This window comes from Actinoplanes sp. 13, assembly GCF_056134165.1.
Window position 1 is genome coordinate 642,445 of record NZ_JBVYOQ010000001.1, and the last position, 25,946, is coordinate 668,390.

20 protein-coding genes and 1 pseudogene are annotated in these 25,946 nt (G+C 72.2%); 11 read left to right on the plus strand and 10 right to left on the minus strand.

Translation table 11 applies throughout. From position 1 onward, the window contains the following. Window positions 1-152 precede the first annotated feature (152 nt). Together AC0NH5_RS02875 and AC0NH5_RS02880 are read right to left on the minus strand one after the other, a co-directional pair. Window positions 153-1,103 carry an electron transfer flavoprotein subunit alpha/FixB family protein gene (locus tag AC0NH5_RS02875; RefSeq protein WP_474399515.1) on the minus strand — a complete coding sequence of 317 codons (951 nt, stop codon included), beginning with the start codon at window positions 1,101-1,103 and terminating at the stop codon, window positions 153-155. 14 nt (window positions 1,104-1,117) lie between these two features. Beyond that, the gene (locus tag AC0NH5_RS02880; protein ID WP_474399517.1) at window positions 1,118-1,897 is read right to left on the minus strand and encodes an electron transfer flavoprotein subunit beta/FixA family protein; all 780 of its coding nucleotides are present in this window, start codon (window positions 1,895-1,897) and stop codon (window positions 1,118-1,120) included. 409 nt (window positions 1,898-2,306) lie between these two features. Between AC0NH5_RS02880 and AC0NH5_RS02885 the strand changes: the two genes are divergently transcribed. Genes AC0NH5_RS02885 through AC0NH5_RS02895 form a run of 3 tightly spaced genes read left to right on the plus strand, consistent with a single transcriptional unit; the run spans window position 2,307 to window position 3,417 of the window. Further along, complete coding sequence (locus tag AC0NH5_RS02885) at window positions 2,307-2,690, plus strand: YidH family protein (protein ID WP_474399520.1); 384 nt, start codon at window positions 2,307-2,309, stop codon at window positions 2,688-2,690. Beyond that, on the plus strand, window positions 2,690-3,046 hold the full coding sequence (locus tag AC0NH5_RS02890; protein ID WP_474399523.1) for a DUF202 domain-containing protein: 357 nt from the start codon (window positions 2,690-2,692) through the stop codon (window positions 3,044-3,046). Before AC0NH5_RS02885 ends, AC0NH5_RS02890 begins: the two co-directional genes overlap by 1 nt. Window positions 3,047-3,084: 38 nt before the next feature. Then, entirely contained in the window at window positions 3,085-3,417 is a 333-nt protein-coding gene (locus AC0NH5_RS02895) for a PLD nuclease N-terminal domain-containing protein (protein ID WP_474399526.1), read from the plus strand. Here AC0NH5_RS02895 and AC0NH5_RS02900 read toward each other — a convergent pair. From AC0NH5_RS02900 to AC0NH5_RS02910, 3 genes are all read right to left on the minus strand, one after another. After that, window positions 3,414-5,036: an acetolactate synthase gene (locus tag AC0NH5_RS02900; protein ID WP_474399529.1), complete on the minus strand. Its 1,623-nt coding sequence runs from the start codon at window positions 5,034-5,036 to the stop codon at window positions 3,414-3,416. The genes AC0NH5_RS02895 and AC0NH5_RS02900 overlap by 4 nt on opposite strands. A gap of 30 nt (window positions 5,037-5,066) precedes the next feature. Then, a complete protein-coding gene (locus tag AC0NH5_RS02905) occupies window positions 5,067-7,181 on the minus strand; it encodes an Hsp70 family protein (RefSeq protein WP_474399531.1) in 2,115 nt (704 codons plus the stop codon). A 107-nt stretch (window positions 7,182-7,288) separates the two neighbouring features. Continuing rightward, window positions 7,289-8,062, minus strand: coding sequence for an enoyl-CoA hydratase/isomerase family protein (locus AC0NH5_RS02910; RefSeq protein WP_474399533.1), 774 nt, complete (start codon window positions 8,060-8,062; stop codon window positions 7,289-7,291). Window positions 8,063-8,143: 81 nt separating this feature from the next. On the opposite strand from AC0NH5_RS02910, the gene AC0NH5_RS02915 reads away from it, so the two are divergent. The 3 genes from AC0NH5_RS02915 (at window position 8,144) to AC0NH5_RS02925 (ending at window position 9,982) form a co-directional block, all read left to right on the plus strand. Then, the gene (locus AC0NH5_RS02915) at window positions 8,144-8,605 is read left to right on the plus strand and encodes a DUF6232 family protein (RefSeq protein ID WP_474399536.1); all 462 of its coding nucleotides are present in this window, start codon (window positions 8,144-8,146) and stop codon (window positions 8,603-8,605) included. Continuing rightward, window positions 8,602-8,967 carry a DoxX family protein gene (locus AC0NH5_RS02920; protein ID WP_474399539.1) on the plus strand — a complete coding sequence of 122 codons (366 nt, stop codon included), beginning with the start codon at window positions 8,602-8,604 and terminating at the stop codon, window positions 8,965-8,967. The genes AC0NH5_RS02915 and AC0NH5_RS02920 overlap by 4 nt, the downstream gene beginning before the upstream one ends. A gap of 94 nt (window positions 8,968-9,061) precedes the next feature. Beyond that, the gene (locus tag AC0NH5_RS02925) at window positions 9,062-9,982 is read left to right on the plus strand and encodes a methyl-accepting chemotaxis protein (protein WP_474399542.1); all 921 of its coding nucleotides are present in this window, start codon (window positions 9,062-9,064) and stop codon (window positions 9,980-9,982) included. Window positions 9,983-9,996: 14 nt separating this feature from the next. Here the strand turns inward: AC0NH5_RS02925 and AC0NH5_RS02930 are convergent, their stop codons facing one another. From AC0NH5_RS02930 to AC0NH5_RS02940, 3 genes are read right to left on the minus strand one after another with little or no spacing between them, the layout of a single operon-like run. Beyond that, complete coding sequence (locus AC0NH5_RS02930) at window positions 9,997-10,887, minus strand: ribokinase (RefSeq protein WP_474399544.1); 891 nt, start codon at window positions 10,885-10,887, stop codon at window positions 9,997-9,999. Further along, on the minus strand, window positions 10,888-11,760 hold the full coding sequence (locus AC0NH5_RS02935; RefSeq protein ID WP_474400338.1) for an ABC transporter ATP-binding protein: 873 nt from the start codon (window positions 11,758-11,760) through the stop codon (window positions 10,888-10,890). It lies immediately after the preceding gene. Further along, complete coding sequence (locus AC0NH5_RS02940) at window positions 11,757-12,938, minus strand: ROK family transcriptional regulator (RefSeq protein WP_474399546.1); 1,182 nt, start codon at window positions 12,936-12,938, stop codon at window positions 11,757-11,759. The genes AC0NH5_RS02935 and AC0NH5_RS02940 overlap by 4 nt, the downstream gene beginning before the upstream one ends. Before the next feature lie 176 nt (window positions 12,939-13,114). Here AC0NH5_RS02940 and AC0NH5_RS02945 point away from each other — a divergent pair, with 176 nt between their 5' ends. From AC0NH5_RS02945 to AC0NH5_RS02960, 4 genes are all read left to right on the plus strand, one after another. After that, window positions 13,115-14,569 carry a glycoside hydrolase family 3 N-terminal domain-containing protein gene (locus AC0NH5_RS02945; RefSeq protein ID WP_474399548.1) on the plus strand — a complete coding sequence of 485 codons (1,455 nt, stop codon included), beginning with the start codon at window positions 13,115-13,117 and terminating at the stop codon, window positions 14,567-14,569. Between the two features lie 191 nt (window positions 14,570-14,760). Further along, window positions 14,761-15,183 (plus strand): hypothetical protein, encoded by a 423-nt coding sequence (locus AC0NH5_RS02950; protein ID WP_474399550.1) that lies wholly within the window; start codon window positions 14,761-14,763, stop codon window positions 15,181-15,183. Window positions 15,184-15,191: 8 nt separating this feature from the next. Continuing rightward, window positions 15,192-15,617, plus strand: coding sequence for a thiol-disulfide oxidoreductase DCC family protein (locus tag AC0NH5_RS02955; RefSeq protein ID WP_474399553.1), 426 nt, complete (start codon window positions 15,192-15,194; stop codon window positions 15,615-15,617). Further along, window positions 15,598-16,389, plus strand: coding sequence for a TetR/AcrR family transcriptional regulator (locus AC0NH5_RS02960; RefSeq protein WP_474399556.1), 792 nt, complete (start codon window positions 15,598-15,600; stop codon window positions 16,387-16,389). Before AC0NH5_RS02955 ends, AC0NH5_RS02960 begins: the two co-directional genes overlap by 20 nt. Window positions 16,390-16,897: 508 nt before the next feature. Here the strand turns inward: AC0NH5_RS02960 and AC0NH5_RS02965 are convergent. After that, window positions 16,898-21,874 carry an NAD-glutamate dehydrogenase gene (locus AC0NH5_RS02965; RefSeq protein ID WP_474399558.1) on the minus strand — a complete coding sequence of 1,659 codons (4,977 nt, stop codon included), beginning with the start codon at window positions 21,872-21,874 and terminating at the stop codon, window positions 16,898-16,900. 199 nt (window positions 21,875-22,073) lie between these two features. Between AC0NH5_RS02965 and AC0NH5_RS02970 the strand changes: the two genes are divergently transcribed. After that, window positions 22,074-23,975: a penicillin-binding transpeptidase domain-containing protein gene (locus tag AC0NH5_RS02970; protein ID WP_474399561.1), complete on the plus strand. Its 1,902-nt coding sequence runs from the start codon at window positions 22,074-22,076 to the stop codon at window positions 23,973-23,975. Window positions 23,976-24,705: 730 nt separating this feature from the next. Here the strand turns inward: AC0NH5_RS02970 and AC0NH5_RS02975 are convergent. Continuing rightward, window positions 24,706-25,932: pseudogene (locus AC0NH5_RS02975) on the minus strand (arginase family protein); the annotation flags it as partial. Between the last annotated feature and the right edge of the window lie 14 nt (window positions 25,933-25,946).

A 25,946-nucleotide genomic window follows, 5' to 3' on the forward strand; every position in this document is an offset into this window, starting at 1 on the left:
TGAAGTTCGGGCGCGATCCGCACCCGAACTTCACACACGCGGTCCGACCCTGCGCGTGTGAAGTTGAGGCTCTATTCGCACCTGAAGTTCACACACGGGGAACGGCCCGGCGGTGGGGCGCCGGGCCGTTCGGTCGTGCTCGGTGCCGGGCTCTACTTGCGCTTGCGGATCTCGTCGGCGGCCTGCGGGACGATCTTGAACAGGTCGCCCACCACGCCGAAGTCGGCGAGCTCGAAGATCGGAGCGTCGGCGTCCTTGTTCACCGCGACGATCGTCTTCGAGGTCTGCATGCCGGCCCGGTGCTGGATCGCGCCGGAGATGCCGAGCGCCAGGTACAGCTGCGGCGACACCGTCTTACCGGTCTGGCCGACCTGGAACTGGTGCGGGTAGTACCCCGAGTCGACCGCCGCACGGGACGCGCCGACCGCACCGCCGAGCAGGTCGGCGAGCTCCTCGACCAGCTTGAAGTTGTCCGCGTTGCCGACGCCGCGGCCACCGGAGACGACGATCGACGCCTCGGTGAGCTCCGGGCGCGAGCCCTTCTGCTCGGCGACCCGCTCCACCACCTTGGTGAGCTTGTCGGTGTCGCTGACCGCCACGGTCAGCTGCTCGACGGCCGGCGTGGCAGCCGCCGGCGCCGGGGTGACCGAGTTCGGGCGGATGGTGACGATCGGCAGACCGCGGGTGACCTTGGACTTGACGATCGTGGAGCCGGCGAAGACCACCTGCGTGGCGGTGCCGTCGGCCTCGACCGCCACCGCGTCGGTGAGCAGCCCGTTGTCCAGCTTGACCGCCAGCCGGCCGGCGATCTCCTTGCCCTCCTGGGTGGAGCCCAGCAGCACCGCGGCCGGCTGCACCCGCTTCACCAGCTCGGCGACCACGGTGGCCTTGGGCGCCACCAGGTAGCCCTCCACGTCATCGCCGGACGCGGCGTAAATCTTCTCGGCGCCGAACTCGGCGAGCTTGTCGCTCACCGCGGCCACGTCACCGAACACCACCGCGGACGGCGAGCCCAGCCCGCGGGCGATGGTCAGCATCTCGAGCGTGACCTTCTTGACGCCGGCAGCCTGCGAGGCCTCGACGACGACCAGTACTTCAGCCATGACGAATATCCCTCTCAGACGAACTTCTCGGAGGCGAGGTAGGAGACCAGCTGAGCGCCGCCCTCACCCTCGTCGGTGACCTTGGTGCCGGCCGAGCGGGCCGGCCGCTTCGAGAACTCCAGCACCTGGCTGGTGGCGCCGGCGAAGCCGACCTCGTCCGCGGCGACACCGAGGTCACCGAGGGACAGGCTCTGCACGGGCTTCTTCTTGGCGGCCATGATGCCCTTGAACGACGGGTACCGCGGCTCGTTGATGGTGTCCCAGACGCTGACGACCGCCGGGGTGGCGGCCGTGACGACCTCGTACCCCTCGTCGGTCTGCCGCTCGACGGTCAGCTGCGAACCGTCCACGGTCAGCTTGCGGGCCCCGGTCAGCGCGGCCACACCGAGCCGCTCGGCCAGCATGTGCGGCAGAACCTGCACCCGGCCGTCGGTGGACTCGGCGCCGCACAGGATCAGGTCGGCGTTCAGCTGGCCGAGAGCGGCAGCGATCACCTTGGAGGTGGCGACGGCGCACGAGCCGTGCAGCGCGTCGTCCTGGACGTGCACCGCCTTGTCCGGGCCCATCGACAGCGCCTTGCGGATCGACTCGGTCGCGCCCGCCGGGCCCACCGTCAGCACGGTCACCTCGCCACCGTGCGCTTCCTTGATCTTCAGCGCTTCCTCGATGGCGTACTCGTCCATCTCGTTGATGACGTTGCTCGCCGAGCTCCGCTCGACGGTGTTGTCGCTAGCGCTCAGGGTGCGCTCGGCACCGGAGTCGGGTACCTGCTTGACCAGTACGACGATGTTCATCGCGCTCCTACGACCCTCCTGTTTTGAACGCACCGTTGGTTCTCGACCGTGGTTGCCGGCCGGGGGCGTGCCTGGCGGTGGATGTGTCCGCAAGGTTACCCGCCAGTAGCTTCAGCGTTGCCGGCCACCCAGAGTGACACACCTCACCCCTGCGGCGATCTCGATCGCTACAGTGCTGGTCAGGAGGTGTCAGACATGTCCGGTCAAAACATTTCGCTGGTGGACCACGCGGGCCCATCCGTGTCCCATATTCCCCCACACCCGGCGACCGTCCAGCCGCAGTCCCACGGTCGCGCGGGCACGGATTCACCATGGTGCCTGTGCGGGCACTCGCGCGAGGCCTGCGTGAGTGACGAAGTCCGCATTCTCTGGCGGCCCCTTCTTGACCCGGCAGGTCAATAATCGACATGTGTTCGGTGGCCTGGCGCAGTGGTTCGACCCGGTTCCCGACGAGGACCGGGGCGCCGCCGTCGACTACCGGTTCTCCCTCGCCAACGAACGGACCTTCCTCGCCTGGATCCGCACCGGCCTGGCCCTGATCGCCGGCGGCCTGGCCTGCGCCCAGTTCCTGCCCCCGCTGCCGGTGGCGCATCTGCGCGAGATCATCGCGCTCCTGTTGCTGGTGCTCGGCGGCCTGGTCGCGTTGCGCGCGGTCGACCACTGGGCCCGCACCGAGCGCGCCATGCGCCTGGGCACCGCGCTGCCCCGCTCGCGTTTCCCGGCGGTGCTCGCCATCGTGGTCGCCCTCGGCGCGGCCGCTCTGGTGGTCGCGGTGCTGATCCAGGTCTTCTGATGCCCGCCGAGCCGTGCGCGCGGCACACCGGGGACCCCGGCGCCTGCGCCGGCCTGGCCCGCGACCCGGGCGCCTCCCCCGAGCGGACCCGGCTGGCCTGGCGGCGCACCGGTCTGTCCGCCGCCGCGGTGGCGCTGCTCGCCGCCCGGCCTTCCTTCGCGCCCGACGCCGGCCCGGCCCAGTGGCTGGTCGCCGCCGCCGCGATGACCGGCTGGGCCGCGATGGTGGCTCTCGCCCTGCACCGCGCGCGGGGCCTGCGCGCCCGTTTTCCGGCGGCCGTGCCCCGCTCGATCCGGGCCTACGCGCTGATCACCACGGCCCTTGCTCTGCTCGGCGGATGGGTTGTCATGCTCTGATCGTCGCCGACATGGCGAATGCGGGGCATCATTGCGGCATGGTCCGGTTGCTCATCATCTCGGCAGCGGTGGCGCTAGTCCTGCTGATCCTGGCCCTCATCAGCGGCCTGGCGGCGGACCGCGTCCGAAACATGCCGCGCCCGCTGTGGATCCTGGTGATCCTTCTCATCCCCGTCGCCGGCCCGCTCGCCTACTTCCTGTGGGGCCGCCCGGTCACCCGCACGCCGAAGCGGGCCCCTCCCCGGCCGGCCTCTCCGGACGACGACGCCGACTTCCTGCGCTCGATGGACAGTGAGCAGGCCCGCCGCGACCGCGAGGTCCTGGACCGGTGGGAGCGGGAGTTGAAGAAGGACGACGAGCAGCAGCCCTAAGCGAGGTTGGAGCTGCGGGGGTACGCGTCGGCCGGGTCGGTCAGCACGTTGACCAGGTACGGCACTCCCGCCTCGAACGCCCGGCGCAGGGCCGGCCCGAGCTCGCCGGGCTTCTCCACGGTCTCCCCCGCCCCGCCCAGCGCGCGCACCACGTCGTCGTACCGCAGGCCCGGCTGCAGGTCCGCGGCGACGTCGTACCCGTACATGGCGCGCATCGGGTGTTTCTCCAGGCCCCAGATGCCGTTGTTGCCGACGACGACGACCACGGGCAGGTTCTGCCGGACCAGCGACTCGGCGTCCATCAGCGAGAAGCCGGCCGCCCCGTCGCCCATCAGCACGCAGATCTGCCGGTCCGGGTAGGTCACCCGGGCGCCCATGGCGTAACCCATCCCGGTGCCGAGACATCCGTACGGCCCCGGGTCCAGCCAGGTCCCGGGCTGCGCCGGCTCCAGGAAACGCCCGGCGTACGAGACGAAGTCGCCCCCGTCCCCGATGGTGATGGCGTCCGGCGCGAGCACCCGGCGCAGCTCACCGTAGACCCGGGCCGGCTTGATCGGGTCCGTCTCGGCGGCCATCGCCTCGGCGTCGCGGGCCTTCGCCGCGTCCTCGGCGGCGCGCAGCCCGGTGACCCACTCCTCGTGGCCGGCCCGGTCGCCGGTGTGGTCGGCGATCGCCGCCAGGACGCGCCGCAGGTCACCGGCGGGCGAGACGGCCGGGGTGACGTGGCCGGCCCGCTGGGTGGGCGCGTCCACGATGTGCACCACCCGCGCCTCGCCGAACTCGCCGAAGCCGAGCCGGAAGTCGAGCGGGGTGCCGACGACGGCGACCACGTCCGCTCCGTTCAGGGCGACCCGGCGGGCCCGGGCGAAGGCCAGCGGATGCTCCGGCGGGAGCGCGCCGCGGCCCATGCCGTTGGTGAAGACCGGGATCCGCAGCGCCTCGGCGGCGGCCCGCAGCTCGGCCACCGCGTCGCCGCTCCACACCTCCGAACCCGCCATGATCACCGGGCGCTCGGCGCGGGCCAGCATCTCGGCGGCCCGTCGCACCTCGTCGGGGTCGGCCTCGAGCACCGGGACGGCGGGCTCGCCGGGCCGCGCCGCCTCGGCGGTGGAGAAGATCACCTCCAGCGGCAGGTCCAGGAAGACGGGGCCACGGTGCGGGGTGAGGGCCGCGGTGAGCGCGGCGCCGATCTCGCCGGGGATGGCCTCGGTGGCGCCGACGGTGGCCGCGTACTTGGTGATCGGGGCGACCAGCGGCACGTGGTCGAGCTCCTGGAGGCTGCCCGAGCCCCAGCGGAACGCCGGCGCCCGGCCGCCGAGCACCAGCACCGGTGAGGCGTTGAAGTGGGCGCTGGTCAGCCCGGAGATGCCGTTGGTGACGCCGGGACCGGCGGTGAGCACCGCGACACCGGGCCGGCGGCGCAGCTTGGCCACGGCCTCGGCGGCGAACACGGCGGACTGCTCGTGCCGCACGTCGTAGAGGCCGAAGCCGGACTCGTGCGCGGCGGCGTAGAGCGGGAACACGTGCCCGCCGGACAGGGTGAACATCTCGGTCACGCCGAAGGCCCGCAGTGCGGCGAGCGCGAGCTCCCCACCGTGTCCCTCGATCATTCCGGTCACGCGCGTGCTCCTCGCCTCGACTCGGAGCCGTCAGCCCAGGCCCAGCAGCTCCGCCAGATCATTGAAGACGTTGATCGCATCCTGCTGCAACGGGTCGCCGTTCGCATAGCCGTACGCCAGCACCAGCGCGACCAACGGCACCGCGATCATCGTGAGCAGACTCAGCAGGATCTGCACGAATCGCAGGAACCGGCCGCGGCGCCGTTTCGGCCGGTTCTCGGCGGGTGCCGGCTGCCCGCTCTGCGGCGGGGACGTCCGGGGTGCGGCCGCGACCGCCCGGGCCGGCGGGATCGGCCGCGCCGAGCCCATCACCGGAGCGGCCGACGGCTGCCCCGAGACCGGAGAGATCGGCCGGGCGTGTGCCACCACCGGCGTCGTCGGCCGGTTGCCGCGCTGCGGCGGTCCGGATTTCCGCTGCGGTACGGGTGACCAGCCGCCGTTGCGCGGCGGGGCACTGGCGGCGGCGGTGGCGTCCGGATCCGTTCGCCAGGTGGCCGGGTCGGCGTGCGGCCACGGGTCCACCGGCGGCCGCAGATGCGGCGGCATGTCGTCGTCCGGCACCTCGGGCGCCGCGACCTGGATCTCGGTGACCACCGGCCGTTTCGTCCGTTTCGGCAGCGCTCCGGCGGCCGCGTCGCCGGCCGGCTCCGGATCGGGGCCCGGTGGCGCCTCACCGCCGAGCCGCTCGGTCCTCAGCGGCCCGCCCGGATCCTCGGGCCCGTCCGGTTCCGGCACGTCGCTCCCGGCCCGCTGCGGACCGGCCGGGCGGGGTGCCACCACCGTCTGCTGGTCCGCCTCCACGGCGTGCGGCCCGGTGCCGTTGCCGCCCAACTGGGACGTCTCCACCGTCGGGCCCTGCGTCTCGATCGCCGCGGCCAGCACGGTGTCCTGCGCGTCGATCGGCCCCGCCGCGGCCAGGACGGTGTCCTGCGGCTCCGCGGCCGGCCGCACCGGTGTGGTGACGGCCGTCGCCGGCGACCCCAGCCCGGCGATCAGACCGGTGGCGCTCGGCAGATGTTTCGAGGGCAGCCGCAGTTCCTCGGTGGGTCCCGGCGCGGCCGGCTCGGTGGACAGCAGGGCGGCGCCGGCCAGGATGCTGCCCTCGGCGACCACCAGCTCCGGCTGCTCGATCACCACCGGCGGATCGCCCAGCTCGCGGTGCAGCAGCGTGGCGACCAGCGGGATCCGGCTGGCGCCGCCGACCAGGAAGACCCCGGCCAGCCGGCCGTCCGGCAGATCGGCCCAGCGCAGCAGGTTCTTGGTGACCTGCACGGTCTGGTCCAGCACCGGCCGGGCGACCTTCTCCAGCTCCTCGCGGGTGAGGTGCGCCTCGACGTCGAGCAGCGGCACCATGAAGTCCGCCGACTGGGCCCGGGATAGCCGTTCCTTCGCGATGCGCACGTCGTCCCAGAGCTGCCGCCGCGCGCGGCGCTCCTCGACGGTGGCCGGCTCCATCAGCCGGCTCCACTCGTCGGTGCGCAGGTGCTCCACGACGGCCGCGTCGACGTCCAGCCCGCCGAGGTCGTCCCGGCCGTCCACGGCCAGCACCTCGAAGCCGGTGGAGGTGCGGGCGACCACGCTGGCGTCGAAGGTGCCGGCGCCGAAGTCGTGCACCACCACCACCGAGCCGATCGGCACGTCGCGCCCGAGCACCTCGGCGAAGTAGGTGGCGGCGGCGACCGGCTCGGCGACCAGGCGGGCGCCTTCGAGGCCGGCCCGGGCCGCGGCCTCGGCGAGCAGCGTGCGGCGGGCCGCACCCCACGAGGCGGGGCAGGTGAGGGTGGTCTGCGGCCGGTACGGCCCCACCGCGCGGTGCCACTCCTCGGTGACCCGGGCCAGCACTGCCGCGATCAGCTCGACCGTCTCGAACTCACGCTCGCCGAGCAGCACCAGGCCGTCGTCGACGCGGCGTTTCGGGTTCGGCTCGAAGCGGGCCGGGTCGAGCCGGGCGCTGTGCACCGCGTCCCGGCCGACCAGCAGGTCACCGCTGGAGTCGGCGTAGACGGCGGACGGCAGCAACGGGGAGCCGTCGACCAGGATCGGCCGGGCCCGGCCGTCCGGCCATCGCGCCACGGCGACGGTGTTCGAGGTGCCGAAGTCGATGCCGAGGGCGTACCGCTTCGGACCACCCTGGTCGATGGACATGACCGCAGTCTAGGCAATGACCGGCAGCAACCGGTTGATCAGTGAGGCATATTCACGACCGCGGGGAACAGATGCACACCCTGCGCTGATGCCCTGTCACGGTCGGTCTAGCGTCCGGTGAATTTCGGCTTACGCTTCTCCACGAAAGCGGTGGTTCCCTCCACCCGGTCGTCGGTGGCGAAAAGGGCCGCGAACAGATGCGACTCGAGCGCGAGGCCGGAGGCCAGGTCGACGTTCAGGCCCCCGTCGATCGCCTGCTTGGCGGCACGCAGCGCGAGAGCGGGGCCGGTCGTGTAATGCCGGACCAGCTCGACCGCTGTCGCGTACACCTGGTCGGCCGGGGCGACCCGGTCGGCGAGGCCGATCCGCAGCGCCTCGGCACTGTCGACCATCCGACCCGAGAAGATGAGGTCCTTGGCCCGCGCCGGGCCGACGAGCCGGGCCAGCCGCTGGGTCCCGCCGGCGCCCGGGATGATCCCGAGCCGGATCTCCGGCTGGCCGAGCTTGGCGTCCTCGGCCACCACCCGCCAGTCGCAGGCCAGCGCCAGCTCGCAGCCGCCGCCCAGTGCGTACCCCGTGATGGCGGCCACCACCGGCTTCGGGATCCGGGCGACCGCGTCGAAGGCGCTGGAGAGCGCCGCGGCCCGGGCCACCATGTCCTGGTAGGTCACCGTGGTGAACTCGGTGATGTCGGCGCCCGCGGCGAACACCTTCTCGCCGCCGAACACGACCACGGCCCGCACGGCGGGGTCGGCCGAGGCGGCCTGCGCGGCCTCCCGCAGCTCCTCCTGGACCTGGGTGTTCAACGCGTTCATCGGAGGCCGTTCGAGCCGGATCGTCCCGATTCCGTCCGCAATCTCGAGCCGCACGAACTCGCCCACCCCATGCCTCCTCGCATTGAGCCGTTTCGCCGCCAGCCTACGACGGGTACGAACTACATTGGGTCCCCAGGGGAGGCGAAGATGACCACCTATTACCGGGATCCGGAAGTACTCATCACCTCGTCCGGCGTGCGGATGAACGGGCGGGACTTCCGGCTTCCCGAACTGATCCAGGTCTGGTACACGCGTGGAGCCCGCTCCTGGGGTGTGATCGCCTGGCGCGGCGCGCTCGGCCTGACCATCCTGCTGCCGCTGCTCGCCGGCGGGCTGGCGATCAGCGTCGCGCTGCTCATGGACGCCGCCGTGACCACGGTGGTGGCCTGGCTGATCGGCGGCATCCTGCTCGGCCTGGCCGTGGTGCCGGTGGCCGACCTGCTGCTGGAGCGGATGGACCTGTCGTACGACCGGGGCAGCCGCAGCCTGGAGATCTGGGGCCGGGTGCACGGCGGCGACGTGCTGCTGCTGCGGACCGACAACGCCCAGCGCTTCGGCCAGATCTACCGTGCCCTCCAGCGGGCTCTGGAGCCGGCGGTCCGGCGTTGACGGTCACACCCCGGGCGGAGGCGCTCGGTCTGGCGGCGCTGCTGGCCACCACCGGTGTGCTGCACTTCACCACGCCCCGGCCGTTCGACAGCATCGTCCCCCGGTCGCTGCCGGGCTCGCCGCGCGCCTGGACGTACCTCAGCGGCGCCGCCGAGCTGGCGGTCGCCGCGGCCGTCGCCCATCCGCGCACCCGCCGGGCCGGTGGTCTGGCCGCCGGGGCCCTGTTCGTCGCGGTCTTCCCGGCGAACGTCCGGATGGCGGCCGACTGGCGGCACGCCTCCCCGGCCCGCCGGGCCGTCGCGTACGCCCGGCTCCCGCTGCAGGCTCCGCTGATCGCCTGGGCTCTGCGCGCCGCCCGCTGACCGGCCGCACGCTGCCATTCACTCCGGGACCGCGTCGTCCACCGATTCGCCGATCTTCCGGTGCGGGCGTCGCCGGTTGGCGACGATCAGAGGCATGAGAGCCACTCCGGTACGCCCCACCGGTGACCCCTCGCTGTCGGAGGCGGTCCGCGTCGTCACCGAGGTCTGCGCCCGGGCCGGCGCCGGCGACCTGGAGGCACGGGTACCGCCGCTCGGCGACTCGGACCAGGCGACCGGGCTGCGGATCGCGCTCAACGACCTGCTGGACCACGTCGACGCCTTCGTCCGGGAGTCCGGCGCCGCCTCGGCCGCCGCCGCGGAGGGCCGCTTCCACCGGCGTTTCCTGACCCAGGGGCTGGACGGCGCCTACCGCGCGGCGGCGCGGCAGATCACCCACTCCAACGACGTGATGAGCCGGACCGCCGAGCAGTTCGCGGACGCCGCCCGGGACCGGCTGGCGCTCGCCGACGAGCTGGAGTCGGCGGTGCTCACCGTCTCCGAGCAGGTGGCCACCGCGGCCACCGAGATGGGCCGGTCGGCGAACGGGCTGGCCGGTTTCGCCCGGGAGGCGGTCACCAACGCCGAGCAGGGCCTGGGCACCGTCGCCTCGCTGCGGACCTCCTCCGAGCAGATCCGGCACGCCGTCGACCTGATCAACAAGGTGTCGGCACAGACCCGCCTGCTCGCGCTGAACGCCACCATCGAGGCGGCCCGGGCCGGCAGCGCGGGGCGCGGTTTCGGAGTGGTCGCCAACGAGGTGAAGACGCTCGCCAACGAGACCAGCTCGTCCAGCGAGGAGATCATGGGCCAGGTCAACACCGTGCAGCAGGCCGCGGCCGACGCGATCGCGGTGCTGGAGGCGGTCACCGCCCGGATCCGGGAGATGAGCGGGCTGGTGGAGGGCATCGCGGTCGCTGTCGACGGCGGGGCGCACGCCGGCGGCGGGCTGTCCCAGCTGGCTGAGGTGCTGCGGTCGGAGGTCTCCCGCTTCGTGACCACGATCCGGGAGTCCTGAGCCGCCGGTGCGCCTCAGCTGTGGTAGAGCGCCTCGATCTCGGAACGCTCGGGCAGCGCGCCGCTGGCGCCGACCTTCTGCACGCACACCGCGCCGGCCGCGTTGGCCCAGCGGACCGCGTCGACCAGATCCCGGCCCTCGCCCCAGGCGACCGCCAGCGCGCCGGTGAAGGCGTCGCCGGCCGCCGTGGTGTCGGCCACCTCGACCCCGAACGCGGGGACCCGCTCGTCCCGGCCGTCGCGATCCGCATATCGCGAGCCGGCGCCGCTGAGGGTCAGCACCACCCGCGGGACCAGGCCCAGCAGGGCCGACATGTCCGGCTCCGCGGCGCCGGTGATGGCCCGGGCCTCGATCTCGTTGACCACCAGCAGGTCGACCTCGTCGAGCATCCCGGGCGGCGGGTCCATGGCGGGCGCCGCGTTCAGAATGGTGCGGGTGCCGCCGGCCCGGGCGGTGCGCAGGGCCGCGAACACCGTGTCCAGCGGGATCTCCTGCTGGCAGAGCAGCACGTCGGCCGCAGCGATCGCGGCCCGCTCGCCGTCGGTCAGGTCGACGAACGTGCGGTTGGCGCCGGGGCTGACCAGGATCGTGTTCTCGCCGGCCCGGTCCACCATGATCACGGCCACCCCGGAGGTGCCGTAGCTGGTTCGTACCCCCGAGGTGTCGACACCGGCGGCCGCGAGCCGGGCGCCCAGGGTGACCCCGAACGCGTCCGACCCGATCGCGCCGAGGAAGGTGGTCGCGCCGCCCGCCCGGGCCGCCGCGATCGCCTGGTTCGACCCCTTGCCGCCGGGCGCCATCACGAAGTCGTCGCCGAGCACGGTCTCCCCCGGCCGGGGCAGGCGCGGCGCCAGCCCGACCAGGTCCATGTTCGCGCTGCCGGCGACGACCACCCGGGTGGGCATCTAGCCGGCCCGCGCGGTGTAACGGTCGCCGATCCGGTCCACCACCAGCGGCAGGCCGAACGTCTTGGTCAGGTTCTCCGCGGTCATCACCTCGCCCAGCGGGCCGGCCGCGACCACCGTGCCGTCACGCAGCAGCAGCCCATGGGTGAAGCCCGGCGGGATCTCCTCGACGTGGTGGGTGACCAGCACCATGGCCGGCGCGTCCGGGTCCATCGCGAGCTCGGCGAGGTGCCCGATCAGCACCTCGCGGCCGCCCAGGTCGAGCCCGGCGGTCGGCTCGTCGAGCAGCATCAGCTCGGGGTCGGTCATCAGCGCCCGGGCGATCTGGGTGCGCTTGCGCTCGCCCTCGGACAGGGTGCCGAACTCACGGTCCGCGAAGCCGGCCATGCCGAGCTGATCCAGCAGCTGACGGGCGCGCTGCTCGTCCTGCGGGTCGTAGCTCTCCCGCCAGCGGCCCACCACCGACCACGCCGCGGTGACCACCACGTCGAGCACGCGCTCGTTCGGCGGGACCTGCTCGGCGAAACGCCCGGTGGTCAGGCCCACCCGCAGGCGCAGCTCGTTGACGTCGGTGCGGCCGAGCCGCTCGGCCAGCACGAAAGCCGTGCCGCGGGTCGGGTGCAGCCGGGCCGACGCGAGGTTGAGCAGGGTGGTCTTGCCGGCTCCGTTCGGGCCCAGCACCACCCACCGCTCATCCAGCTCGACCTGCCAGGACAGATCACGGACCAGATAGTTGCCGCCACGGACGACGCTCACGCGGTCGAAGGCGATGACGGTGTCCTCGTCGGGCGGAATGGATACGGCAGCCTCCAGCACGCGTCCATCCAACCATGTGCCGAATGCGGCCGGCGGACACCCGTGGCCCGCCGTCAGTCGGTAGTGGAGCCGAACACCTCGTCGCGGACCGCGTCCAGAGCCGTGCGCAGCGCGCCGTGCAGCACCGGCTCGGCCGGCACGCCGGTCACCACGACCTTCGGCGAGACCAGCGTTATCGCCGACACCTCCCGCTCCACCCGCTCGGCCAGGGCCGGCCCGCCGGCCCGGCTCACCTCGCCGGCCAGCACCACCAGCGGCGGGTCGAGCACCACGCAGGTGGCCGCGACGCCGAGGGCCAGGCGGCGGGCCAGCTCGTCGAGCACCGGCTCGCCGGCCGGTCCGGCGGCGACGGCGGCGCGGACCACGTCGGCGGCCTCGGTGCCCCGGAAGCCGAACTGCCGGCCGATCGCCTTGACCGCGTCCGCGCCGGCGATCGACTGGAAGGCGCCTTTCACCCCACGGCGGGACGCGTTGTGCGGGACCTCGGCGCCCGCCACCGGCAGATATCCGATCTCACCGGCCGCGCCGGTGGCGCCCTGGTGCAGACGGCCGTTGATGACCGTGGCCAGGCCGACGCCCCGGCCGATCCAGATCAACGCGAAGTCACTGATCCCGGCCGCCGCGCCGCCGGTGCCGGACTCGGCGACCGCGGCCAGGTTCACGTCGTTGCCGAAGAAGACCGGCGTGCTCAGGTCCCGCCGCAGCTCGGCCAGCAGGCCGCGGTGCCAGCGCGGCAGGTCGTGGGCGAAGGAGATCTCGCCGGAGTCCGGGTCCACCAGACCGGGGGTGCCGAGCACCACCCGGCGCACCGAGGACATGTCGGCGCCGGCCTCGCCCGCCGCCTGGACCACCGCGTTGTGCACCACGCCGACCGGGTCGTCGGTGTCCTTCGTGCTCTGCTCGACCCGGCTGATGATCGCGCCGGTGATGTCCGCGCACGCGGCGATCACGGCGTCCGGGCCGACCTCGACGCCGATCACGTGGGCGCTGCTCGGCGTGACCGCGTAGAGCTGGGCGTTGGGGCCACGGCCGCCGGCCTGCTCACCCACCCGCCGGACCAGGCCGCGCTCCTCGAGCCGCTCGACCAGCTGGGAGGCGGTGACCTTGCTGAGGCCGGTCATCTCGCCGAGCTGCGCCCGGGTCAGCGGACCACGCGTCAGCAGCAGGTCCAGCGCCGCACGATCGTTGAGTGCGCGCAGCAGCCGGGGCGTGCCCGGAAGGCGGGTGGTCGCCATAACGTTCGTCCCCTAATACTAAAGAAACTTTCCTGTTACAGTGTTCGACGCGTGATTTCGCAGCCGCAGCGTAACGGTAGGCAACGCCGCCGAGCCGGAGGGTGGCTCATCGACTTCGAGCGATCATGGCAGCTCGGAGGGCACCCCGACCAGATTTGTGCCACCGGAAGGACAAGATGTCGACCGACCCCGGCCTCCGCCGACTCGCCCTGAACACCCTTCTCGCCGCGTTCCCGGGACACACCGCCCCGGAATGGGCGCAGGAGCTGCTGGCCGAAGGGCTGGCCGGGCACACACTCTTCGGCACCAACGTCGCCGACCCGGCGCAGCTCGCCGCGCTCACCGCGACACTGCGCTCCGCACGCCGGGACGCCATCCTGGCCATCGACGAAGAGGGCGGCGACGTCACCCGGCTCGGCCACCGGACCGGCAGCCCGTACCCCGGGAACGCCGCGCTCGGCGCGGCCGACGACCCCGAGCTCACCTGCCGGGTCTACGCCGCCATCGGCGCCGACCTGGTCGCTGCCGGGGTGAACCTGAACCTGGCGCCGACCGTCGACGTCAACACCGCCGACGACAACCCGATCATCGGCACCCGCTCGTTCGGCGCCGACCCGGAGCTGGTCGCCCGGCACGCCGCCGCCGCGATCACCGGCCTGGAGTCGACCGGTGTGGCCGCCTGCGCCAAGCACTTCCCCGGCCACGGCGCGACGGTGAGCGACTCGCACCTGGAACTGCCCACCGTGGACGTGCCCCTGTCTGTCCTGCGCAAGCGCGACCTTCCGCCGTTCGCCGCCGCGGTCGCGGCCGGCGCGCAGGCGGTGATGAGCGCCCACATCCGGGTGCCCGCGCTCACCGGCGACAGCCCCGCGACGTTCAGCCGCCCCGCACTGATGGGCCTGCTCCGCGGCGAGTACGGGTTCCGCGGCGTGATCGTCACCGACGCGCTGGAGATGCGCGGCGCGGCCGGCGCGGCGGGCAGCATCCCGCTCGCCGCGGTGGCCGCCCTGTCGGCCGGCGCCGACCTGCTGTGCATCGGCGCGGAGGTGGACCGCGAGCTGGTCACGGCAGTGGCGGCGGAGATCGTGGCCGCGGCCGGTGACGGCCGGCTGCCGCTGTCCCGGCTGGAGGAGGCGGCGGCGCGCAACGCCGCGCTGGCCGCGTGGAGCGCCTCCCCACGCCCGGCGACCGTCCGGGACGTGGAACTCGGCGTCGTGGCCGCCCGCCGGGCGGTACGCGTCGAGGGGTCGACGGCCGAGCTGGTGTCACCGTTGGTGGTGCAGTTCGCCGCCGGGCACTCGATCGCCGAGGGGCGGGTGCCGTGGGGCCTGCGGCCGCACCTGAACGGCACCGAGATCGTGGAGATCGCGGCGGCGGAGGCGTCGTCGGCGGCGCTGGCCTCGCAGGCCGGCTCTCGGCCGGTGGTGGTGGTCGGGCGGCGGCTGCACGACTCGGCGGCGGCGCGCGAGATCGTCGAGCGCCTGGCCGCCGAACGGCCGGTCGGGGTGGTGGAGATGGGCTGGCCGTCGTCGTGGCGGCCCTCCGGCGTGCGGGCGTTCGTGGTCACCCACGGCGCGAGCCTGGCCAACGGCCGGGCGGCGGCCGAGGCGCTGGGACTCGCCGCGCACTGATCCCGGTTCCGGGGAGGGGCTGCCCGCCTCCTCCCCGGCCGTTTCTTCGCCCCGGCTCCGCCCGCCCCGCCACGCGTACCGAACAAGGATCTGTAGGTGATCTGGATCGCTGGGATCTGTTATTGAACATGTTCAAACGAAGCTCTACCGTGAAGCGGACGGTATTTGAACACGTTCAAGAAGGGCTCGTCATGGATCACAAGGCCGTGATGTACCTGATCTACCTGGCGGTCAGCATCGGGCTGACCGTGTGGGTGGCGACCACACTCTCGCGCAACGGGCAGATCTTCCTGGCCGAGGTCTTCGCCGACACGAAGCTCGCCCGAGCGGTCAACCAGTTGCTGACCATGGGCTTCTACCTGCTGAACCTGGGTTATGTGACGGTGGCGCTGCGCTCCGACGGCATCGTCACGACAGCCAGCGAAATGCTGGAGACGCTCTCCATGAAGATCGGCCTGGTGCTGCTCGTCCTCGGAGTCCTGCACTTCTGCAACGTCTACTTCCTGGGCCGCTACCGGCGTGGCCGGCTCCGCCAGAACCAGCCGGCGCCGCCGCTGCCACCGGCCGCGCGGCTGCCGATGCCGCCCTCGATGCCGCCGCCGGCTCGCGCGTAGGAGACGCGATGACCGAGACCACCGATCCGGCCGGGCACGGGGCCGGCCGGATCGGGTCGTTCACCGTTCTGTACGACGCGGCCTGCCCGCTCTGCCGCACCGCGCACCGCTGGTTGGTGGGGCGGCCCCAACTCGTGCCGCTGCACTTCGTGCCGGCCGGGTCCGCCGAGGCACTGGCCCGTTTCCCCGGCCTGGACCACGCGGCCACGCTGCGCGATCTCACCCTGATCGCGGACACCGGTGCGGTGTACACGGGGGACGGCGCCTGGCTGGCCTGCCTGTGGGCGCTCGCGGACCATCGCGGTCTGGCCGAGCGGCTCAGCACCCCCGCCCTGCTCCCGGTGGCCCGGCGCGTGATCGCCGCGGCTTCGTCCGTGCGCGGGAGGACCCGGGATGCCGACTACGGTGACGTCTGTGACGAAAGCTGCCGCTGACCCGGTCGGTCCCGACGATGCCGCCGGGGCGTCCCGGCCGTCCGGCTCCGGCTCCGGCTCCGGCTCCGGCTCCGATGATCCCGGGGGTCCCGCGGGTGCGGCCAGACCGCGGCGGGCCCGGGGTGAGCAGACGCGGCAGGTGATCCTGGAGACGGCGCTGCGGTTGTTCCGGGAGCGGGGATACGCGGACACGACCATGCGCGCCATCGCCAAGGAGGCCGGGGTCGCGGTCGGGAACGCGTACTACTACTTCGATTCCAAGGAACACCTGATCCAGGGGTTCTACGACCACATGCAGAGCGCACACCGGGCGGCCGCCGCACCGATCCTGGAAGCCGAACGCGACTTCGCGGCCCGGCTGCGCGGCGTGCTGCACGCGGGTGTCGACGTGAACGCGCCCTACCACTCGTTCGCGGCCACGTTCTTCAAGACGGCGGCCGAGCCGACCTCGCCGCTGAGCCCGTTCTCACGGCAGTCGTCGCCGGCCCGGGACGCCTCGATCGAGATCTTCCGCGCGGTGCTCGACGGCTCCACCGCGAAGGTCGACCCCGAACTGCGCGAACACCTGCCCGAACTGCTCTGGCTCTCGTGGATGGGCGTCACCCTCTTCTGGGTCTACGACAACTCACCGGACCAGCGGCGCACCCGGCGCCTGATCGACGGCATGGTCCCGTTGATCGACCGGCTGGTGAGCCTGTCCCGGCTCCGGGTTCTCCGGCCCGCTCTGCGTCAGGTGCTGGAGTTGCTCGACACCGTACGCCGTGACGACTGACAAGATTACCCTCCGTAAGCGTCTTCGGGGTTATCGGCCTCCCTGTCGGTAACGGGCGAATATTCCGCCTGAATCGGGCCATCCGAACGGACAATCAGATAACGCAGCGCTTCCGTCCGTCGATCGTAATCACGTAGCGTCATGTCCGCAGGTGGGTCTGGGGACGTCGCGGACTTCGGCTCGGGACCAGTGCGAACCGCGACGCAGACGGTGAGCCGGGCACGGCAAGGCTTCGGGAGCAGCCTTGCCGTGCCCGGCTCACCAACCTTCCGCACCCGCGCGGGATGCGGGTCCATGGCCCGTCATGAAATCCCCAACTCGCCGCGTTTCAGCGCCCCGCTGCTGCCGGCTGATGTCTTCGATGCGCGCCGTGCCGGACACGATGGCGGAATGGTGCGGCGGCGGCCGGCGGCCCTGTGGACGGCCGAAGTGTGGCACCTTCAGCCGTGATAGCCCCGGCAGTGGAGGCGTCCGCCGGCGGAACCGCTGGACGGACGCCCTCACCCACTCAAGCCGCGGACGAGGTCTTCACCAGCGTGCGGATCTGCCGCAGCAGAACCGACAACGCCGCCAGATCCGCCGGCGAGTCGTCCACGTCCCCCATCGCGTTCGACGCCCGGGCGATCGACGCCGCGTTGAGCTGCTCCCACTGCGACACCCGGTCCTCGGGCGAGGCCGTCTCCGGCGTCGAGTTCAGCACCTCGGCGGTCAGCGCCGCGAGAGCCGCGTAGAGGTCGTACCGCAGCGCCATCCGGGCCAGCGTCTGCCACCGGTCACCCCGCGGGAGACGGGAGATGTGCGAGAGCAGCGCGTCCACCCCGAACCGCTCGGAGAGCACGAAGTACACCTGGGCGACCTCGGCCGGATCCCGCTGGATGGCCGCCGCGGTCTCCAGGATGTCGAGCAGGCCGAACCCGTAGAACACCCGGGCGATCGACTCGGACAGGTCTTTCGGGACGCCCTGCTCCACGAGGGACGTGACCCGCTCGTCCATCGCCCGGCGCTCGGCCCCCACCACCAGGTTCGGCAGCTGGGGCAGCAGCGCGGCGACGCCGGGCCGCAGCTTGGCGATCTCGCCGGCCACGTCGATCGGGGACCGCCGGGTGCTGACCAGCCACCGCAGCGCCCGGTCCAGCAGCCGCCGGGTCTCCAGGAAGACCAGCGTCTGCGCGGACGTCGGCACCTGGTTGTCCAGCGACTCGGCCGCCGCCCAGATCTCGTCGAGGCCGTAGACGTCGCGGATCACGACGTAGGCCCGGCACACGTCGGCCGCCGACGCGCCGCTCTCCTCCATCGCACGGTAGACGAACGACGTACCACCGCGGTTGACCACCTCGTTCGCCAGCGAGGTCGAGATGATCTCCCGCCGCAGCCGGTGGCCGGCCATCCGCCCGGCGAACCGCTCCCGCAGCGGGGTGGGGAAATACCGGGTCAGCACATCGGTGGTCCAGCTCTCGTCGACCAGTTCATCGGCGAGGATCTCGCGCTCCAAACTGATTTTGACGTACGCCAGGAGCACCGCGAACTCCGGTGGGGTCAGTCCCTCGCCCACTTCCGAGCGGGCGGCCAGCTCCTTGTCGGTCGGGAGCGCCTCCAGTTCCCGGTTCAGCACGCCCCGGTTCTCCAGCGTGGTGAGCATCCGCCGGTGCACCGGGAGCAGCGAGTGCGCCTGGGCCCGGGCGTTGCCGAGGGCGGTCGCCTGCTCGTAGTTGTCGCGCAGCACGAGGGCGCCGACCTCGTCGGTCATCTCGGCGAGCAGCTCGTCGCGCTCGGGCACGGTCATCTCGCCGTCGGCCACCGCGCCGCCGAGCAGGATCTTGATGTTGACCTCGTGGTCCGAACAGTCCACCCCGGCCGAGTTGTCGATGAAGTCGGTAAAAACTCGGCCCCCCGAGCCTTGTCCATCAGGGCCGGGAACACCACCGGCCAAGGCGAACTCGATCCGCCCGCGCTGGGTGAGCCCCAGGTTGCCGCCCTCGCCGACCACCTTGACCCGTAGCTCCGAGCCGTTCACCCGGATGGCGTCGTTGCCCTTGTCCCCGACGTCGGCGTGCGACTCGGAGGCGGCCTTCACATAGGTGCCGATGCCGCCGTTGAAGAGCAGGTCGACCGGCGCCTTGAGGATGGCCCGCATCAGGTCCGCCGGGCTGACCGCGGTGGCCTCGCCCAGGTCCAGGGCGGCCCGCACCTGCGGGCTGACCGGGATGGACTTGGCGCCGCGCGGATAGACGCCGCCACCGTCACTGATCAGGGACTGGTCGTAGTCCGCCCAACAGGAGCGGGGCAGGTCGAACAGGCGCTGACGTTCGGCGTACGAGATCCGGGGGTCGGGGTCGGGGTCCAGGAAGATGTGGCGGTGGTCGAAGGCCGCCACCAGCCGGATGTGCTGCGAGAGCAGCATGCCGTTGCCGAAGACGTCGCCGGACATGTCGCCGACGCCGACCACGGTGAAGTCCTGGGTCTGGGTGTCGGTGCCGAGGTCGCGGAAGTGCTTCTTGACCGATTCCCAGGCGCCGCGGGCGGTGATGCCCATCTTCTTGTGGTCGTACCCGGCCGAGCCGCCGCTGGCGAACGCGTCGCCCATCCAGAAGCCCTTGCCGACCGAGATCTCGTTGGCGATGTCGCTGAACGTGGCGGTGCCCTTGTCCGCCGCGACCACCAGGTAGGGGTCGTCGCCGTCGTGCCGGACCACGTCCCGCGGCGGCACGATCTTGTCGCCCTGGATGTTGTCGGTGACGTCGAGCAGCGCGGTGATGAAGCGCCGGTAGCACTCCACCGCCTCCTCCCGGTCGCCCGGCTTCTGCTTGAGCACGAAGCCACCCTTGGCGCCCACCGGCACGATCACCGAGTTCTTCACCATCTGCGCCTTGACCAGGCCGAGGACCTCGGTGCGGAAGTCCTCGCGCCGGTCCGACCAGCGCAGGCCGCCGCGGGCGACCGCGCCGAAGCGCAGGTGCACGCCCTCGAACCGCGGTGAGTAGACGAAGATCTCGTACTTGGGGCGGGGCTGCGGCAGGTCCGGGATGGCCTGCGGGTCCAGCTTGAACGCGACGTACGACTTGGGCCGCCCGTCGGGACCGCGCTGGAAGAAGCTGGTCCGCAGGGTCGCCTCGATCAGCGTGAGGTACGACCGCAGGATCCGGTCCTGGTCGAGGCTCTCCACCTGGTCGAGCAGCTCGGTGATCCGGTCCCGGACCTCGGTGGACCGGCGGGACCGCTCGGCGGCGTCGATCTGCAGGGCCGGCGAGAAACGGGTCTCGAACAGCTGCAGGAGCAGACCGGCGATCTCCGGGTACGCCGTGAACGTCGACTCCAGGTACCGCTGGGAGAAGACGTTGCCGGCCTGGCGCAGATATTTGGCGTACGCGCGCAGCACGACCACCTGCCGCCAGGTGAAGCCCGCCCGCAGCACCAGCTCGTTGAACCCGTCCACCTCGGCCTCGCCCCGCCAGGCGGCCGCGAACGCGTTCTCCACCTGTGGCCGGACCTCGGCCAGTTCGCGGTGCCCCTCGGGCGGCAGCAGGCCGAAGTCGTAGAGGTAGATGACGCCGTCGTCGCGGCGGATCTCGTACGGCCGTTCGTCGGTGACCCGGACGCCGAGCGAGTGCAGCACCGGGAGCACCGCGGAGAGCATCATCGGCTCGCCGTACCGGTAGACCTTGAAGCGGACGTCCCGCTCGTCCGGCTCGGGGGTGCCGCCCGGGCCGAGCCGGCGCCGCCGGAACAGGTGCATGGCGAGCTGGCCGGGCTCCTCGAGCAGCTCCAGCTTGGCCAGGTCCTGCATGCCCTCGTACGGCGTGTGGCCGTTCTTGTAGCTCTCCGGGTACGCCGTGGAGTAGCGGCCGAACAGCACCTTCGCCGGCTCGTCGCCCAGCTTGCGCTCCAGGACCAGGGAGAAGTCGTCGTCCCACATCCGGGTCGCGTCGGCGAGCAGCTCGGCCAGCGCGTTCGGGTCGATCTGGCCGGGCGGCGCCACCGGGTCGGTACGCACGATGAAGTGCACCCGCGCCAGCATCCGCTCGGTCACCCGGGTGGTGTAGTCCACCCCGATGCCGTTCAGCTCGCGCAGCAGGATCTCCTGCATGCGCAGCCGGTTGCCGGTGGTGAACCTGTCCCGGGGGAGGTAGATCAGGCAGGAGATGAACCGTCCGTACCCGTCGCGGCGCAGGAACAGGCGCAGCTGACGCCGGCCGGCCATCCGCAGCACACCGATGACCGCCTCGTACAGATCATCGGTCTTGATCTGGAACAGCTCGTCGCGCGGATAGGTCTCCAGGATCTGGAGCAGGTCCTTGCCGGAGTGCCCGCGCGGGGACAGCCCGGAGCGGTCCATCACCTCCATCACCTTGCGCTTGACCACCGGCAGCTCACGGACGCTGGTCCGGTAGGCCGAGCTGGAGAAGAGCCCCAGGAACCGCCGCTCGCCGGTGACGTTGCCCTCGCTGTCGAAGACCTTCACGCCGATGTAGTCGAGGTAGGCGGAGCGGTGCACGGTGGCCCGCGAGTTCGCCTTGGTGATCACGAGGAGCCGCTTCTCCAGGGCCCGCTCGTACGCCTCCGGCGCCATCTCGGACGCGAGTTTGCGCGGCTTGCCCTCGCCCCGCAGAATGCCCAGCCCACTGCCCGGGACCGCGCTCAGCACGCCACCGTCCAGCTTGTATTCCCGGTAGCCGAGGAAGGTGAAGTGGTCGTGGGCCAGCCACTTGAGCAGCTCGATCGAGTCGGTGACGTCCTTGTCCGGCACCGGCAGGTGGTGCTCGGAGCCGCGGGCGGCGGCCAGCTCGTCCGAGATGACCAGCGCGCGCTGCCGCATCCTCGGCCAGTCCTCGACGGCCTCCCGGACGTCGGTGAGCACCCGCCGCACCTCGTTGAGCAGCTGGTCGCGCGCCTCCGCCCGGCGAACCGGGTCGATCTCGATCCGGATCCAGCTCTCCACGAGGTCGCCCTCGATGGCGTCGTCCGGCTCCACCTCGGCCTCGAGCTGGGCGAGCGCGCCGAGCGGCTCACGGCGCACCACGATCAACGGGTGCACCAGCAGATAGACCTGCAGGTTGTGCGCGGCCAGCAGGGCGATCACCGAGTCGACCAGGAACGGCATGTCGTCGGTCACGATCTGCACCACGCTGTGGCCCTGCGACCCGGACGGCTCGGTTATCGCCAGCTTCAGCTCGCCGGGCAGCCGGTTGCGGGCCAGCTCACGGTGCTGCAGCGCGGCGGCGAACATCTCCTCGGGTGTGTACCCGACCAGCTCCTCGTCCGGCGCGAACCGCCAGAACCGGTCAACCAGCGACGCGGTCGTGTGGTCGTCACCCGCTCGCTGGACCGCCTGCGCGACAAGCCTCTCGGCGTCCGGCAGGGGCTCGTCGAGTTCTCCTGAGTCGATGGACGCACCGAGCCGCCCGGTGAGGGCTAGCCCGGGACCGGCGGCGAACTCGTCGCTCACGGTCTGATCAGATTCGGTCGCTGCCTCGTCGGCGACAGCCATGGCCTGGCGCTCCCCTCACCCACGGCACTGTGGGCTCAACGTGTCGAGCACAGCCTAGAACGAAAGGCGGGGCACCCCGCACACCCCGGGTGTGCCAGCACGCTGATGTGCGGGTTCGCGGATACTCACCGGAGCGCGGCCCCCCAGGACGGGCGTATGCCTACTACGGTTCGATCTGCTACCCACGGAAGGAACTGTCATGCGTCGCACCACGGGACTCGCCGTGCTGCTCCTGTTCGCCACCGGGCTGGCCGGCTGCTCCGGCGACCCACCGGAGGACGCGGTCGAGACCTTCCTGTCCGGTTGGAGGACGGGCAAGCTGACCGACGTCGGCTTCGTCGCCGCCGACGGCAGCCGGGTCGCCGCCGACCAGGTGCTGAGCAACCTGCGCCAGCTCTACGGCGATCTGGACCAGGCGCCGCTCGAGGTGACCAGGGCCGGCGACCCGAAGACCACGGGCGACGACGCCAGCACCCCGATCGACGTGAAGTGGACGCTGCCCGGCGGCGTCAGCTGGGCCTATCAGAGCACCGTCCGCGCCACCAAGGCCCGCAGCGACGGCTGGCAGGTCGTCTGGGAGCCGGCGCTGCTGCACCCGCAGCTGGAAGTGGGCGACAAGCTGCGGCTCCGCCGGGAGGCCGCCGAGCGCGCCACCGTCCAGGACGCCGCCGGCAAGCCGCTGGTCTCACCCACCCGGGTCGTCACCGTCGGCGTTCACCCGCAAGAGGTCCGGAACCTCGCCGACCTGCAGAAGAAACTCGCCGACGGCTTCCGGGAGATCAACGTCGACGTGGACATGAGCAAGCTCAAGGACCGCGTCGCCGCGGCCGACCCGGGCGACTTCCTCGACCTGGTCACCCTGCGGTGGACCGACTACAGCAGGATCCGCAGCGACATCCGCCCGCTCAAGGGCGCGAGCTTCCGGGAGGGCACGCGGCAGCTCGCCCCGACCCGGACCTTCGCCCGGGCGCTGCTCGGCACGGTGGACGAGGCCACCAAGGAGGACATCGAGAACAACCCGGGCACGCTGGTCGCCGGCGACCAGGTCGGGCACGGCGGCGTCCAGCAGAAGTACGACCAGGTGCTGCGCGGCACCTCCGGCATGTCCGTGCTGATCGCCCGGGAGGCGGCCGACGGCGAGGTGGACGCCGCACCGATCTTCACCGCCGCCCCGGTGGCCGGCAAACCGGTCAAGATCTCGATCGACACCGCCACGCAGAACGCGGCCGACCAGGCGCTCGCCGCCGAGAAGAAGCCCAGCTCGCTGGTCGCGATCCGGGTCAGCGACGGCTCGGTCCTCGCGGTGGCGAACGGGCCCGACGCGGGCGGAGTGAACACCGCGCTGACCGGTCAGGTGCCGCCCGGCTCCACCTACAAGGCGATCTCGACGTACGGCCTGCTGGCCGGCGGTGCGGTGCAGGCCGGCACGGTGGTCGACTGCCCGAAGACGTTCGCCGTGGACGGACGCGAGTTCAAGAACTCGCACGACCAGGCGCTCGGCAAGGTGCCGTTCCACGTGAACTTCGCCAAGTCCTGCAACACCGCGTTCGCCGGGCTGGCCCCGAAACTCGGCTCGGCCGGCCTCCAGGACGCGTCGAAGGCGCTCGGCATCGGCACCACCTGGGACCTCGGCGTCGAGGCGTTCACCGGCCAGGTCTCCGACGGCGGCACCGCGACCGAGCTGGCGGCGGCCACCTTCGGCCAGGGCAGCACGATCGTCAGCCCGATGGCGATGGCCGCCGCGACCGCGGCGATCGCCAAGGGCCGGTTCCAGCCGCCGAAACTCGTCGTCGACCCGGCGCCGGCCCAGCCGGGCGAGCCTGGACCGGAACTCGACCAGGGCGCGGTCACCGCGCTGCGCGAGATGATGCGCGAGGTGGTCACCGGCGGGACGGCCACGGCGCTGAGCACTGTTCCCGGCAAGCCGGTCCACGGGAAGACCGGCACCGCCGAGTTCCAGACCGGATCCGAGGAGACCCACTCCTGGTTCATCGGATACCAGGGTGACGTGGCGTTCGCGGTGATGGTGCAGAAGGCGGGGGCGGGCTCGGAGGCGGCCGTGCCGGCGGTCAAGCGTTTCCTGACCAACCTGAACAAGTAAGACCCCGCAGTGGCGCCGCCCCGGCGGCGCCACTGTTCGCTGCGGCTGCGCGGCGCCACAGTTCGCTAGGCGGCGCCACAAGTCGTTGGGCGGCGCCACAAGTCGTTGGGCGGCGCCACAAGTCGTTGGGCGGCGCCACAAGTCGCTGGGCGGCGCCGCTGTTCGTTGCGGTTGGGCGGCGCCGCTTTCCGTGCCGGCCGCCCTGCGCCGCCGATCAGGCCGCGCCGCCGGGAAACCCTGGGCCGGGAAGGTGCAGCGTCCTGGCCACGGGCGGGTCGAACGGCGGGCGCGGGCGCAGCATGCCCGGCCGGGTGGCCGGCAGGGGCTCCGAGTCGAGCAGCGGCGCGGAGCCCAGCGGGCGGGTCAGCAACCGCATGTCGGGACGGTCTGCCACAGGGCCGGCCGGCACCGTGACCGGCTCCTCGTCGAGATGCCCGTTCGACGGCTCGTCATGATCCGATTCGACATGCTCGGGCTCAGCCTGCTCCAGCTCGGCCTGTTCCAGCTCGGCCTGTTCCAGCTCGTCGTGGTCCGGTTCCTCGTGATCTGTTTCGGAGGCTTCAACCGGCTCCGGCCCCTCTTCGGAGTCGGGCGCTTCCGCGGCCGATTCGTCGATGTGGACAGCCTCGTCCGAGCCCACGTCCTCAGCAGTCGATTCGCCCGGGTTCGACTCGTCGAGGGAGAATTCGTCCGGCTCGACAGGTCCATAATCCGCGAAGTCCGCCTCCTCGGGGAAGGCGGAGCCCGATGGGGAAGCGGAACCCGGTGCAGGGCCGGCATCCGGTGCGGGAGCAGGATCCGGTGCGGCAGCAGGATCCGGTGCGGCAGCAGGATCCGGTGCCGAAGCAGGATCCGGTGCCGAAGCAGGAACCGATGCCGAAGCGGGATCCGGCGCGGCAGCGGGATCCGGCGCGGCAGCGGGATCCGGCGCGGCAGCGGCACCCCATGCCGGAGCGGGAACCGATGCGGCAGCGGAGGCCGACGCCTCCCGCTCGGTGAGCCCCGCCATGTCCCGATGCGCTTTCACCAGGTCCGGCCGCGGCGCCGTGGTCTTCACCGGCGCCAGCCCGGCCACCACCGCGGACGTGATCTCCGCGGCGTACCTGCCGTCCGGGTCGTAGTCCGGGTCGAAGACGGTGATCTCGACGCCGAGGCAGTGCGGCGACTCCACCAGCCCGGCGAGCAGCAGCTCCAGCTCGGGGAACGCGATGCCACCCGGGTCCGGCGCGTCCACCGCCGGCATCACCGCCGGGTCGAGCACGTCCACGTCGACGTGCACCCAATATCCCGCGCAGTCGACCAGCTGGTCGCGGGCCCACTGCGCGCTGCGGGCGGCGCCCTCGGCGCGCAGGGCCGGCACCGGCCGGGTCACTATCCCGGCGGCCTGGAGGTCGAGACGGTACTCGTCCTGGGCGCGGATGCCGAGGACCACCACGTCGACGTCCCGGAAGTACGGCCGGCGGCTCTCGATGGCGGCCAGGTCGGACTGACCGCGCCCGGTCACCAGCGCGAGGTCCTCGCCGGCCGCGGCGCCCACGTAGGACGCGTTGCCGGGGTGCCGGAAGTCGGAGTGCCCGTCCACGAAGACCAGGCCGATCCGGCCGCCGACCGCCTCGCCGAGCCGGTGCATCGCGACGCCGGATCCGATCAGGATGGAGCAGTCCCCGCCGAGCACGACGGGGAACTCGCCCCCGTCGATGATCACGCCGATCCGGTCGGCGAGGGCCCGGGAGTAGGCGGCTATCTCCGCCGCGTGCGCCACCCCGTCACCGGGACGCCAGTCGCCCGGGTCGTAACGGGGCGGGGTGAGGCAGCCGGCGTCGCGCGCGGCGAGCCGGGGCAGCAGGCCCTGGTCGCGGAGGGCGCCGGGCGCCTTGGCGCAGCCCGGCACCGACGTCGCGGTCGGCGGGCGCAGGCCGAGATTGGACGGAGCGTCCAGAACGGCGATGCGGCGCACGACGCCCTCCTTCG